The following is a 13,728-nucleotide window of genomic DNA, read 5'->3' on the forward strand; positions in this document are numbered from 1 at the left end:
TGCTGTTATTTTTTATAGGTATTGATTTGTGTTGTCATGAAGTCTACCATATCCGTCCATTTCGCTTTCAGTTTTTCCCGGATGGAGATTTGTTCTTCCGCGCTATATGGATGTCGGATGAATTTGTTGATGGTGTCAATGCCGGTATCCATAGGCAGGTGCACCAACAAGCCTTCCTGCTCCAGCAACAGGTTGGCCTTCATTTCACGGATACCGCAGTACACGCTTTTCACGCCGAGCATGGCGCCTTCCCGAGCCATACTGTCGCCGGAAGAAATGACGGCGGCGGCGTGGTAAATCAGGGAATGGATATCGCCAACGGGTTCTTTGAGCAGTATCCAGTCTTTGGGGTATTTGTCCACAAGTGATTTGTCTTCCAGCGACAATACCACCTTTGTGCCCGGTTGTATTTTGTGCGCAAAGGATTGCACGATGGCGTCCTGCTGGTTGAAATAGTTGAAAGACTTATTACTCACTTCACGGATGAAGATGTATTTTTTGCTTTCCAGCCCATAGGTTTCCAGTATTTCGGTAGAAGGCGTGAACCTGTCGGGACTGAGGTAACTCCATTCTTTGAGGCAATTGAAAACGCCCACTTTTTTGGATGCGGTTACTACCGGAGGAAAGAATATTTTTTTGGAGAGCAGCGCGTTGAGCTGGTTGATTCTTTTTCTTTCCGGATCATCGTAAAACTGGATCACCGGCGTGGTGGCGAAGAACCCGGCGAAGGCCAGCGGCACGCTGCTTGCTGAAATACAGATATTGTATTTGTTTTTCCCTATGAGTTGGAAAAACCGGAACGTACGTTTCACGTTGCCTTCCCAGAAGATGGACCATTTGCTGCCATGGCTGGCGCCGACCTGGATGTTGTTGAATCCGGGGTATTCTTTCTGAATGATGGCCGGCAGTTTGCCCCTGCCGAGGTAACTGATGGTAACGTCCCAGCCGGCGGTGGACAATTCTTTAGACAGTCCTTTAAAGAGGTTCAGTTGCGCCGGATGTTTGATGTCGATAAGGATCTTTCGGGGTTGGTGCTTCATGGATCGCTGATTTTAATGGAAATATCTTTTGTAGTTGCGTTGGTAGGTAAGCTGCTCTATTTTCCGGGTATTGATCTTTTGCGCGGGGTTTCCGCCATAGATGCCCCATGGCTCCGTATCTTTTGTAAGCACGGCCCCCAATGCAAGAACTGAACCGCGTTTCACTGTTTTGCCGGGAAGGATGTAGGCGCCCGTAAAAATGCTGGCTTCGTTCTCTATGACCACGGGAGCGCCGAGCGTAGCGTAACCCGGATCGTTGAGGTTATGCCCGAGGGTGAAGATGCGCACATAACCGGCGATGTCTACATTGTCACCGATATGAATGCCTCTTCTGCCGTCGAGCAGGCTGTCGTGCCCGATGGAGCAGTTGTTGCCGATTTTTATTTTCCAGGGCGCGTACACGCGTACGTTCATCTGGATATTGGTATGCTTACCGATCTTCATGCGGTACAGGTGCCGGTAAATCATTTTCCGGATAAAATAGCTGGGTATCTTATTGAAGAAATGATTGGCCAGTCCCAGGTAGAAGAAGTGGAAATAGTCCACTACGGTTCTAGCGGGGGTGCCGTATTTTAGTTTGTCTTTCATGCGTGGTTCCTGTTTTTGATTCTTTTGGCGGGTACGCCGGCATAAACGCCATAGGGTTCCGTGTCTTTGGTAAGCACGGCGCCCGCGGCCACGATGCATCCTTTCCGGATGGTGACGCCGGGCATTACGATCACCCGCAGGCCCAGCCATACATCATCTTCAATGATGGTGGGTTGAACGGGTTTCACGCCCTGCTCACTCATGGGGAGTGCCGCGGAACTGTTTTCGTGCATCTTGCCGAGTACGATACATTCTCTAGCGATCATCACATGGTTTCCGATCCGTACATTGTCGAGCCTGGTGTTTTCGTTCACCTGGCAATTACTTCCAATGGTTACATTGTTACCGGATCCGATGTACACGCCCCGCTGAATTTTCGTGTTTCCCCCAATTGGAACCACGCTTCGAAGGTTGGCGCGCCTGATCTTATTGTACCATTTCCCTCCGGGGAACCAGGAGTTGGGCAGTTTTGAACTGAAACAGTAGTACAGCAATAGCCTGATCTTTTTCATACCGCCATTTTATTGGTGTGGTGAACTTGTTCCGGCGACAACAGTACCATGCGTTCCGCGGAAGCCAGGAGGTATTCTGAAATAGCGAGCGCCATCCAGGATTGCCAACGGATGTATTTGATCCGGGAGCGGAACACTTTGTTTTCAAAAAAGTGGAAGTAGCCTTTTTCTGAATCGTAAAACCGCTGTATGGTCCATTGCAATACTTCCTTCGCTTTTTCCAGTTCTCCTGTTTTGGAGAAAAGAATGATGGCGTTGGCGGTATCCCTGGTTTCGGTAAAGAAGATATTGCTTCTGATATCGGTGGGTTTGTGTTGGGTATGGAAGTGCAGGGCACGGGGACCATCGAAGCAGTGTGTTTTATAGGTGTCCATTCCTTTGCTGAACATGGTTTCCGATGCTTCGTTTCCGGCTACTTTGTTCATCAGGAAGATGGATTCCAGCACGAATGCCGTGTGGAAGTTATCGCTGTAACCGGCTTTTACGGAGTAGCCCCAGGTGCCGTCTTCCCTTTGTACTTTTCCCAGGTAGGCCAGTATTTTGGCGATGGTTGTTTTGTATCTTTCTTCAGGCTGAATGGCATAGAGCTCCGCATAGAACCGGCCCACTTTAGCCGTGGCATTATACACTTCGTCTTTTTGATGAGGCAGGTACGAATACCAGCATTCCGTTTCGGACTCGAACTTCATCCATTGCGTATGGAGAATGTTTTCGAAAGAAAGGATCATGTGAAGCAGTTCGGGATCCTGACGTTTCCTGTAGCTGGCAAGGAATGCGTACATGGTGAACAGGCTGATGATGAGCGAGGTTTTTCCCGGACCGGAACTGTAACGGGAGAGCGTCATCTCAAAAGCGAATCCTACGGAGAAATCCGTGAATTCGTTGCTCTTGTTTGCTTTGAACCAGGCGATCAGTTTGTTGATTTCCTGCTCGTAGCGCACATGGTCGTAGTTGGCCATGGCATGAAGGAAGAGCGCGTTGGATTTGGAGTTTTCCGATGGCCCTATGCCCAGTAAACTCCTGAAGTTAATCGGCGATACTTTGTTCAGGAACGAAATTTTCGGCGCGAGTTTACCGGGTACGCGCAGTTTGGCGCCGGCGTAGTCGTTTGGGTCTATGCCCCTGTAGTCGTTTTCCCGCGCCTGTTGAAGTAGTTTTTCAAGGATCATTTCAATGGATTTAGTTTTCATGCGAAAGAAGGTTTAGGTTGATCGGCGGCTGGTTCCCAGATTTCGTTTTCGAGTCTTTCAATTACTTTCTGCACGGTGAAATGGGTGCGTGCGAACTTGTAGTTGTATTCGCCCATTTCTCCCACATTGCCCATTTCTATGGCGGCGGTCATCTTTTCCTCCAGTTCATCCATGGTGGCGCGTTTCATTTTGAAACCCATTTTCTCATCCTGGAAGAAATCGCCGAGCGCGCCGGCATGGGTCGTGATTACAGCCAGACCAGCGGCCATCGCTTCCAGTATGCTGATGGGCATTCCTTCGCCGTGCGAAGTGGGAAGCACAAAAATGTTCGACTGCTGGAAGAGTGTCGTTTTGGTTTCGCCTTCCACCAAACCATGGAAACGGATGTTGGGGTTGTTGAAAGCGCTGATGGTTCGTTTCACGGATTCTTCCAGTGAGCCGAAGCCGGCCACATCTAAATGAATATGCGGGTATTGCCGGCTCAGGCGTTGAAATACGTTCAGCAGCAATAAAATACCTTTCTCTTTTTCGAGCCGCGCCAGGTAGAGAAACCTCGAACCCTGGATGTGTTCCGCTTCCGGAAGCGGGAAATGGGAGATGAATTTTCTGTCTACAACCGTGGTTTCCACAATAATCTTCTTTTGGCAACCGCGTTCTTCCAGTTGCTTCTTGAAGTCCTTACTCAATACGAACAGTTTATCGGCCTTGAAAAATACATTAAGTTGTTGTTGGGGGATTTTTTCAAAATATTCCTGGTTCCATCCGTGTATGAACACAAACACTTTTTTGAAAGACAGTTTGGAAAGAAGGATAAAAATCCTGTCGCGTTTAAAAGCTTTTTTATCCATCGAGGTGTTCACCAGGATCGCTTTACAGGATGGATTAAAGAAGGCTTCCAACGCGAAGCTGAGGTAACGCTCAATGGTAAACGCTATTCTTTTCAGTTTCCCTTTGCCTGCGTTTCCTCTGAAAAAATAGTTTTCTTCCACGCTCCAGTTACCTTTCAACGCTTTTACATAAGAGCTTACGCCGCCGCTGGTGTGGGGATAAGGAGAGAGGATCAGGAGTTTTTTCGGACTTTTCATACGGAATTTACTTTAGGGGTTAACAATTGGTCTGTCTATCTTGGTTGTGGTACTTTTTTAAAGGCTTAATCTGTATTTGTCCAGAAAAGTATTTGTGGTATGCGGAAAGGGTAATGCTTGTTCCTGGTAAAGTGTTTCCTGGTAGTGCATTCTGAAATAACCTATGAAGGAGCCCATTACACTGAATATGTACATGCGGTAGGTCATGGCCCATACATTCCCGGATAATCCCACCAGCAGGAATACAATAAACAGGGCATGGAACGCCGCGAAATAATCTTTCGGCACAAGTTTTTTGATTTTTGAACGGTAGAATACGGCCATCTTCCGGATGCGGAACACAAAAACGAGGTATAGGATCAGTCCCAGCAGACCGGAGCTGAAGAAGATGTACGTGTAATCAACATGTATGGGTCTGGGTTTGTAAAACCCATAATTGTCGATGGTGTTGAAGGCCTCTTTACCCAGCAGGTGCGGTACGGGCGCGTAGCGGTTCTGTTCAAAGTCGTTCAGCACATAGCCAAGTTCCATGTACCGTCCTTCCTGGGTTACGGTATATTCTTCCGAATACACATTGCTCCTGATTTCTAATCTCTTCGTCAGCGCTTCTTCGTAGAGGGGGAAGGTTACGGCGAGCAGGATTGCGGCCAGCGCCAGTACTTTGAACAGTTTCCCGATATGCCCGGCGAAAAGGAAAAACAGGGAGATAAGCAACGCGATAATGATAAGGGTGGTTCTGCGCAGCGAGAGCAGCAGGAGGGAAAAATTGATGAAAGCGATGATGATCCAGAAGATTTTCCGGGTCACGATTTTTTGCCTGAGGTAAAATGGGATCAGTCCCACCAGAAATGCGGGCGGATACAGTTTCGCGTCGCCCAGGCCTGTTTTGAACACGTCATCGTCTTCGCTTTCATAAGATATATCGCCTATGCCGAACATGTTGGACAGGAATACGAAAAACGCGTAGACCACCAGGCAATACAGGGTATACCGGTGAAATTTTACGAACCGGTCGTGGCTGTTGATAAGGGTGGCGGCGATGGGGAAGAACATCAATGAAACCGCTACTTTCAGGTATTCGATGACGGACGCGGAAATATTGGAGGAGAACAGGATAAGCACCGCCCAGTAACTGAGCAGGAAATACAACAGGTTGTTCCGGGGCGCCTGTAATTTCTTTTGCGTAAGCAGGCAATGCAGGATGATGAACAGGTTCCATCCGATCCTTAGTACGGAGGTGAGCGACTGCGACCCCCCGAAATAATAGAGGTAGTCGAACACGAAGTTGACCGGTATGGTGAACAGGAATAACCTGAATATCATTTGCTCCTGCTTCATGCGCTTCTTTTTTTGATGAAGTGTTTGCTGATCACGAGGGTCTGCGCCAGGTTACCGATGAAGTCGTTTTGTTTCTTATAGGGCGTGGCTTCATACAGCGCGAGGTATCTGGGAATGCCGTTCTTTATATCAAAATGCCGGGCGAACATGTCGCTTGAAAATTGGGAGAATTTTTCTTTGCCCGCTCCGTTCGACAGTTGCAGCAGGTGTTTTTCATTTTGAGCGGCGTAGGTATCGTTGAATGTGGTGCGCCCTGAAAAGTTGTGATGGAATAGTTGTGGAAAGCTGTTTTCTTCCACCAACACCGGGAGGCGAAGGTTCTTATTTGGCGCAAGCAATACTTTTCCGAGCGCCGCCGCTTCCATCAGGCCCCGTCCGGATCCGATCACGAATTCCGCCACGTCAATCACCTTGCTGGCATCTTTACAAAATCGCTCTTCTGTTTCCAGTACTACCAGGTTTCCGGCACCAATGGCTTGTTGCACGCGATCGTACACCTCCCTGTCTTCGATGCCGCCAAGGATAAGCAGACGCATCTTGATGCCATGGACTTCAAGGTAGCGGATGAGTTCAATGCTCTGCATCAGACTGTGTTCATGAAGTTTCGTGAACCGCGATATGCGCAAGAAGTTAAAGCCGCCGTTGTGTTTTTCTTTTAAGGCCTGAATCAGCGCTTCGTCCTGAACAGGTGGTTTTACCCTGTTGGGAATAAGGTGTAAGGTTGTTTTACTGAACCGCGACTGCCGGCTGAAGTTCACCTGATCCTCCACGGAGAACAGGGTAATGTCTTTGCAGGCGGGGTATTTCCATTTTGGCGCCGGAGGCCCGCCGCATTTGGTGAGCAGCATGGGGATCTTCCCGGCATTGCTCAGCGGACGCAGGAAAAAATAAGCATTCGAGTCGAAACAATGGATGAGGTCAAAATTTTCGTTTTGTAAAAGTTGTTTTGTCGCCCGCCTGGTTTGTACCACGCCATTGAGTCCTTTCTCCGGTGAACTGATTACATGGAATTTATTGCAGGGAAAATTATATGTTCCCTCTTTTACGGGTTTCAGGCTGAACAGGGCTACATGAATGACGGCCTGGTTGTGTTGCGCCATCTCCTGCAGGATGGCCTTCAGGCTGCGGAGGTGGCCGCCCATATCCCCGCCGAAATTGCTGATCCCGTAAAGTATTTTTTTGTTGCGCATGGTTACAGTATTCTTTGTTCCACTTCCAGGTGCAGGTTGAATTTTTCTTTCACCTTTTGCTGTACATAAGTGATCAGGTCGATGATGTCTTTACCGGTCGCGTTGCCTTTGTTTACGATAAAGCCGCTGTGTTTACCGGATATCTGCGCATCTCCGATGGAGAAACCCTTCAGCCCGAGTTCATCCACCAGCGGGCCCACGAAATGGCCGGGTGGCCTTTTGAACACGCTGCCCGCGTTCGGAAGATCCCTGGGCTGCTTTTGCCAGCGTGTGGTTTTGATGCGCTCCATTTTTTCTTTGATTTGTTCCCGCGTGCCTTTCTGCAATTGTAATTTTGCGCTCACTACAATCAGTCCCGGGTTCTTCTGAAAAAAGCTGTTCCGGTACTCGAAACCGATGTCTTCTTTTCTGATCTCATGAAAGCTGTCGGAAAGGGGATCATAATATTTAACGGAGATAAGCAGGTCCTTCATTTCTTCGCCACCTGCTCCCGCGTTCATGACGACCGCACCACCGGCTGAACTGGGGATGTCGTAAAAAGTTTCCAGTCCGGTTAATTCGTGTTGAAGTGCCAGGTCACACAATTCCACCATGGTAGCGCCCGCCTCTACTTCAATCGTAGTGCCATCCAACTTTGTTTTATTGAGGTTGTCGGCGAATATCACAAAGCTTTCAGGATAATATGTTTTGGATAAGATTACGTTGTGGCCGCTGCCCAGCAATATTTTCCGCTCCTTATTTTCCTGGAACACCGCTCTTATTTCCGCTTCGTTGGAGGGGAAGTAGGCCGTTTCGCAGGTGGCGTTGAGCCGGTACGAATTGTAGGGTTGAAGGTTAAATTGTTTGCACACTCTCATGTCGGAAGTTTATTGAGTTTTTTAGTGAATAGTCTGGTCAGCAACCTGTAATCTTCCTTTTTGTAGGTGATGATTTGTTTCACCTCCATATCCACCGCCTGGGCATAGAGGAAGAGAAAAATAATGGCGGCCACCGAGTAACTGATGGTGGAGGCCAGGGCCGAACCCGCTGCGCCATGGGTGGGTATCCAGAGCAGGTTAAGCACGATGTTCAGCACCAGCGCCGGGATCATGGCTTTGATGGCGATCCACGGTTTTCCCTTGCCGGCGAGGTCCATATTCAATACTTTAAAAACCGTGAGCAGGAGCACGCCCGGAAGCAGGATCTGCTGCACCTTCGCGCTGCGTTGAAAGGCTTCTCCGAAAAGCAGCGTGATGATCTGTTCTGAATACATAAACAGTATTAAGGACAATACACCCACCACCAGGATGGAAATGCGCAGCAGGGGCGCTACTTTTTCCGAGTACGCGCGACCATTGGCCGCCGTGGCGCTGCCCGAAAATACAAGTGTACTCAGCAACATGGGAATTTCCCATAAGTACTCCATCAATTGGGCACCCCGCGAATAAATGCCGAGTTCATGCGCGGTGGAGAGCCTGTCCATGAGGAATATATCGATCCGGTAATTCAGGTTGATGACCAATAAGGAAACCGCGTAAACGATGCCCAGGGAAAGCAGGGATTTTACTACTTTCCATTCGATGGTAAAACTGAAACTCTTGATGAACCTGTTCTTAAACAACAGGATCGCCGACATCACCAAGGGACCACCGATCGCGGCCATCATGCCACCGGTAATGCCCATGTTCAGGAACACCACCAGCAGGCCGGTAAGCAATAGTATTACAAAGGAAGGAAGCCAGTTGATGCGGTTGAAGGTGCGGATATTATTTTGTCCCAGGAAGATGCCGGAATTATAGGTATTGAACAAGTTAAACGGGATAGGCGCCATGGCGAGCAATACCAGCCAGGTGTTGTGTCCGGCGCTGCTCATGTTTTTCATCAGCAGGAAACAACTCAGCATACTGAACAGTGTGGAGATCACCCAGATGTGCACCAGCGCTGTTTTAATCGCGGTCTCATCATATTGTTTCTGCCCCACGAGGTAAGTGGTGGACTGCCTTACGCCCAGCGATCCGATAGACATGAAAAGCATGGGGAATACATTCAGCGCGGTAATGATCCCGGTTTGTTCAGGACCGAGCCACCTGGAAAGGATGACCGCCTTGCCCAACCCGAAAAGGATCACGCCCGCTTTGCTGAAAGCCACGCTTACCAGGTCTTTAAAAAACTTGCTCATGCACAGCTTCTTTGATGTCGATGGAAATGTTCAGCCCGGCCAGTTTTTTTTCAAGGTCGTTGTAGCCCCGCAGCGCCATTTCCACATTGCTGATCTCTGAGCGGCCCTCTGCCATCAGCGCAGCTAGCACCAGCGCCATGCTGCCCCGAAGGTCGGTAGATTGTGCCTTCGCGCTTTGAATGACCTTATTGCCATCTGTGGTGATGGATCCTTTCGACCATACCAGACCTTCCGTGTAAAATTTGAACAACTCCGCGCAGTATTGCATGCGTTCAGGGTAGCGGTAGTCGAATATCCGGCTGATGCCGTCGGCATGAAGGCCCAGCAATACATAGAAGGGTTGCATATCGGAAATGATGCCGGGGTGTGTGCCGCAGGCCAGTTCGAAAGGTTGTATTTTCCCGTTGATAAGCGCGTCGGGTGAAACGATGATGTTCCTGGCGTTGCTGTAAAAGTCGATGCCTGCTTCTTTAAGGTGGATCAGCGGTATTTCCATACTTGAAAACGGCACGTCTTCAACACGGATGGTACCACCTGAAATGATGCCGTACACCATCCAGGTGAGCGCTTCAATACGGTCGGGCATCACCCTGAAAATAGAGCCGCGTAAAAACTTACTGCCCGACACTTTGATATAGCTGTTACCCACCACATCTATCCTCGCACCCAACGTTCTGAGGAACTCAATCAGTGATTCTACTTCAGGGGAGATGTACGCGTTTTTAATGATGGTTTCGCCTTCAATGGTGGAAGCGGAAATGAGCGCATTTTCTGTTCCCCCGATCGTGGAAATGGGGAAGTTGATTTCTCCGGGTTTAAATCCATGCTTCGCTACTACTTCAATGTAATCGGGCTTTTCGGTAACGGTGGCCCCAAGTTTTTCCCATACCATCATGTGCAGGTCGTATCCCCTGCTGCCGATTTTGCAACCACCTGGATAGGGGATTCTCGCCACGCCGGATCGCTTGATAAGGCCCGGTACCAACAGGTAAGTGGTACGGATGGGGTAATCGTAATGATCGAGTACATGGTCCATGAAGCCGGAAGGATCGATATCAACGGACTGGTTTTCGCGGTCCGCCGTTACAATGCCCCCGGATTTACGGATAAAGTCCATTTTATAATTCGCGTCTACCAATTCCGTGGGGAAGTTGTCCAGCGTTACTTTACTGTCGGCGATGAGCGCCGCGGCGAGTAAGCGCGTGCCGGCGTTTTTGGCGCCGCTCACCCTCACTGTTCCATTGGGTACTTGTTTACCTTCTATAATTGCCGTGAGATTTTTTTTCATAGTATGGAGTTTATGCGCGTTTATTTCTTTTTTTGGATTTAGGGGATTGTTCATTTTCAGTATAGCCATAGCCGTAACTGTATCCGTAACCATATCCGTAAGGCTTCTTTTTAAATTGGATATCGTTTACCACTACGTTTATTTTCGGCAGGGAATTTTTCCGGAAGAATTTCTCGATCAGGGCCACCTGTTGTTTGAATGTCAGCCGGTGGCGCACGATATAGAAGGTTGCGTCGGCGAAAGCGCCCAGAATCTCCGCGTCAGTAACCATTCCGGCGGGCGGTGTGTCGATGATGATGTAGTCGTATTCCTCTTTCAGTTCGCGGAACAGCTCGACTGTTTTCGGCAACATCAGCAACTCGGTGGGGTTCGGCGGAAGCGAGCCGGAAGAAAGCACATCGAAACTGTCTGAGGTGCCGGAAGGTTGGATCCACGGCCGCCAGTCGTTACCGGCAGAAATGATGTAATTGCTGAATCCCTTCTTTTCCAGCTGAAGGTTTTCCGATATTTTCGGTTTACGCAAATCGAGTTCGAGCAGGATCACTTTTTTCCCGGCCAACGCAAGCGTGGCGCAAAGGTTGATGGAAAGAAAAGATTTTCCTTCGCCGCTCATACTGGAGGTAACAAGGATGGTTTTCTGGTGATCGCCGGGCAACAGGAACTGTATATTGGTGCGCAGCGACCTGAATTGCTCTGAGATAATACGCCTTGATTTCATGGAGATCACCACATGCGAGCCTTCATCGTTGTGCCCGATCTCGCCAATAACAGGGGCGTTGGTGAGGGCCGCGACAGTTTCGGGGGAATCGATCCTGTTGTTAAAGATATCTTTGCCAAAACTGATAAAGAAAGGAATGACCAAACCAGCCAGCAGACCTGAAAGCAGGATGAGGCCTTTCTTCGGACTGATAGGCAGGTTGTTGGCCTTGGCCTGGTCGATGATCCGGGCGTTGGCAATGGTGGCCGACTTTGAAATCGCCGTCTCTTCCATCTTCTTCAGTAAAAAAAGATAGAGCTCCTGTTTGATGGATTGCTGCCGTGTGAAATCGAGGTAGGTTCTCTCTTTTGCCGGCACTTTGCTGACCTGACTCTCAAAACTGTCCGTGCGCTTTTTGAGTTCCGCCACGCTGATCTCGATTCCTTTTTTCACGGATGCGATGCTGCTTAAGAGTTCTAGCCGAAGGTTACGCAATTGTTCATCCATCGTCTCAATCACCGGGTGTTTCAGCGTAAGCCCCATCAGCGCTTTGTCGCGCTGCAACTGCATTTCGTTGTAACGTTGTACCAGCGATATGAATCCCGCGTCCTGCATCACCAGGGAAGAGGGGACCACGCGGCTGTTGTTCATATTGTTCTGCAGGAATTGCTCAAGGGCGCTTACTACCGACAACTGTACTTCAAGTCCGGTCTGTTGTTTCGCGTATTCGCTGGTGTTTTGCAGCAGCAGGGTAGACTGCGTGGCCAGGTCCGTAAGTTTGTTGTCCGTTTTGAACGTCTGGATATCCTTTTCTATGCCTGATAATTCTCCGGTTACAAGCCTTAACCGGTCGGCAATGAATTTCATCGTACTGTCGGCGATCCTGTTTTTGTCGTTCACATTCGCCTGCATATAGGAAACGATAAGGTCGTTCAGGATGGCTTCTCCTTTTTCAGGTATGCTGTTGTTCAGGCTGAGGTAAATGACGCTTACCTGTTTGTTCGGTATCTCCACTTTTAAGGAGGACATATATTGCTGCACGACGAGATCGAAGGGACGAACCTGTATGTTCAACGTATTTAGAGCGTTCCACTTCGCAAAGCCTGGTCCGGGGTGAAGTATAGCGCTGCCTTCAGGAAGCAACAAGGTGTCGCCCAGTTTTCCGGCGTATTTTTTTCCGGCGTTTTCCAGTTTGAATTGGGTTATTCTTTTCGGATCAAATTGAAAAGTATATTGAACCGGGGCTTTTATGCTTTCATGAACCGAGTCCAGGAATTGCAACCGGACAGGGCTGGCGGTGTACAATTCAGTGGTTTTTAGTTTCCCGGAAACCGAATAGTTTACGGTCAACGAAAGTTTCTTCACTACTTCTTCCATCAGTGCCCTGCTCTTGAATATCTCTGCTTCATTGTCTACGGTACTCTTCCCCACCAGGCCAAAATCTTCCAACAGACCGGCCTCGCCGAAACTGGTACTTTTTTTATCGTCCTGCACCAGCACGGATGCATGTACTTTGTACGACGGATAAGCCAGTTTCAGGTATACGAATGCAAGTCCCAGACAGACGGCAACAGATACGATGAGCCAGGGCCATAAGCTGAAAAATTTTCCTGCTATTTTCCGGAAGAAAAGTACGCCTTGTTCTGTTTCGTTTTCTTCGTTCGCCAAAGGTTTATAAGGTGTTGTGGTATGCATAGGATTTTTATAACCGGGTAAGTAAAATGATCAGTACCGATATGCCCGAAGCGGCCAGGGTGATGTTTCTGGAACGGTGCGCGTCAGTAGACGCGATCTTCGCCTTGTTCGGCTCCACATACAATACATCTCCCTGTCGTAAATAGAAATACGGGGATTGCGTAATGGATGATGCGTTAAGGTCAAGCCGGGCGTAAATCTTTTTATCCGCTGAATCCCTTACCAGGAGGATGTTGTCTCTCTTGCCATAGATCGTCAGGTCTCCGGCCATGCCAATGGCATCGAGCACGGAAATTTTTTCATTGGGAACAGTATAGCTGGATGGACGCGCCACTTCACCCAGTACAGTAATCGTGAAATTAATATACCGTACACTGACCACCGGATCCCGATACAGTGCGGCGATGCGGTTTCTGATCATTTCCTTCGCTTCGGTGGTGGTGCTGCCCTGAACTTTTATTTTCCCCGCCAGCGGAAGTTCGATGTTACCTTCTTTATCGACCATGAAGCCGTTAATGGATTGCGGTGCGGAAGCGCTGATGCTGCCGGATTGAACGGCGAAGCTTGCGGAGTTGGCCGCGGTAAGGATACTGTTGGCTTGCGGATCCAATGTAAGTATGGATATCTGTAGGATATCATTGGGTTTAATTACCGGGTCCGTATAAGTGGAAACTGTGGTGGTGAAGGTGTTGTTGTACAATGAATCCGGAACATCTTCAAGGTACGCTATCTTCTTTGCGGTTCCGCAGGAGGTGACCGTTGCTAATAGCACGGCAGGTATGAATACTTTCATAAAATGGTTTCCCATATACGTTTGGATATTGAATGTAATTGGTAAAAGCGTGGATATACGTCGTCCGTGGTTGCTAATTTAGCGTGCAATTTTCTATCCTGCAATCGTTCAGCAGAAAAATGAAATCTAAAAAATTTATTACGGATGAGCAGTT

The 13,728-nt window shown here is 48.8% G+C and carries 12 protein-coding genes; all 12 read right to left on the reverse strand.

Annotation, left to right across the window (positions count from 1 at the left end; genetic code table 11):
* Positions 1-5: 5 nt before the first annotated feature.
* Genes M4J38_RS16480 through M4J38_RS16535 form a run of 12 tightly spaced genes read right to left on the reverse strand, consistent with a single transcriptional unit; the run spans position 6 to position 13,574 of the window.
* On the reverse strand, positions 6-1,040 hold the full coding sequence (locus M4J38_RS16480) for a DUF354 domain-containing protein (RefSeq protein ID WP_251760899.1): 1,035 nt from the start codon (positions 1,038-1,040) through the stop codon (positions 6-8).
* 12 nt (positions 1,041-1,052) lie between these two features.
* Positions 1,053-1,628, reverse strand: a complete 576-nt coding sequence (locus M4J38_RS16485; protein WP_251760900.1) for an acyltransferase — start codon at positions 1,626-1,628, stop codon at positions 1,053-1,055.
* Positions 1,625-2,140, reverse strand: coding sequence for a DapH/DapD/GlmU-related protein (locus M4J38_RS16490; protein WP_251760901.1), 516 nt, complete (start codon positions 2,138-2,140; stop codon positions 1,625-1,627). Before M4J38_RS16490 ends, M4J38_RS16485 begins: the two co-directional genes overlap by 4 nt.
* The gene (locus M4J38_RS16495; RefSeq protein ID WP_251760902.1) at positions 2,137-3,330 is read right to left on the reverse strand and encodes a hypothetical protein; all 1,194 of its coding nucleotides are present in this window, start codon (positions 3,328-3,330) and stop codon (positions 2,137-2,139) included. Before M4J38_RS16495 ends, M4J38_RS16490 begins: the two co-directional genes overlap by 4 nt.
* Positions 3,327-4,415, reverse strand: a complete 1,089-nt coding sequence (locus M4J38_RS16500) for a glycosyltransferase family 4 protein (protein WP_251760903.1) — start codon at positions 4,413-4,415, stop codon at positions 3,327-3,329. Before M4J38_RS16500 ends, M4J38_RS16495 begins: the two co-directional genes overlap by 4 nt.
* 57 nt (positions 4,416-4,472) lie before the next feature.
* Positions 4,473-5,753, reverse strand: a complete 1,281-nt coding sequence (locus M4J38_RS16505) for a hypothetical protein (RefSeq protein ID WP_251760904.1) — start codon at positions 5,751-5,753, stop codon at positions 4,473-4,475.
* On the reverse strand, positions 5,750-6,943 hold the full coding sequence (locus tag M4J38_RS16510; RefSeq protein WP_251760905.1) for a glycosyltransferase: 1,194 nt from the start codon (positions 6,941-6,943) through the stop codon (positions 5,750-5,752). The genes M4J38_RS16505 and M4J38_RS16510 overlap by 4 nt, the downstream gene beginning before the upstream one ends.
* Positions 6,944-6,945: 2 nt before the next feature.
* The gene (gene murB, locus M4J38_RS16515; protein ID WP_251760906.1) at positions 6,946-7,800 is read right to left on the reverse strand and encodes a UDP-N-acetylmuramate dehydrogenase; all 855 of its coding nucleotides are present in this window, start codon (positions 7,798-7,800) and stop codon (positions 6,946-6,948) included.
* Entirely contained in the window at positions 7,797-9,101 is a 1,305-nt protein-coding gene (locus tag M4J38_RS16520) for an oligosaccharide flippase family protein (RefSeq protein WP_251760907.1), read from the reverse strand. The genes murB and M4J38_RS16520 overlap by 4 nt, the downstream gene beginning before the upstream one ends.
* Positions 9,085-10,389: a UDP-N-acetylglucosamine 1-carboxyvinyltransferase gene (locus M4J38_RS16525; RefSeq protein WP_251760908.1), complete on the reverse strand. Its 1,305-nt coding sequence runs from the start codon at positions 10,387-10,389 to the stop codon at positions 9,085-9,087. The genes M4J38_RS16520 and M4J38_RS16525 overlap by 17 nt, the downstream gene beginning before the upstream one ends.
* A gap of 10 nt (positions 10,390-10,399) precedes the next feature.
* Positions 10,400-12,781, reverse strand: coding sequence for a tyrosine-protein kinase (locus M4J38_RS16530; RefSeq protein ID WP_251760909.1), 2,382 nt, complete (start codon positions 12,779-12,781; stop codon positions 10,400-10,402).
* A 7-nt stretch (positions 12,782-12,788) separates the two neighbouring features.
* Positions 12,789-13,574 carry a polysaccharide biosynthesis/export family protein gene (locus M4J38_RS16535; protein WP_251760910.1) on the reverse strand — a complete coding sequence of 262 codons (786 nt, stop codon included), beginning with the start codon at positions 13,572-13,574 and terminating at the stop codon, positions 12,789-12,791.
* Between the last annotated feature and the right edge of the window lie 154 nt (positions 13,575-13,728).

Origin of the sequence: Parasegetibacter sp. NRK P23 (assembly GCF_023721715.1) — a bacterium.
In the GTDB taxonomy this organism is placed as follows: Bacteria; Bacteroidota; Bacteroidia; order Chitinophagales; family Chitinophagaceae; genus Parasegetibacter.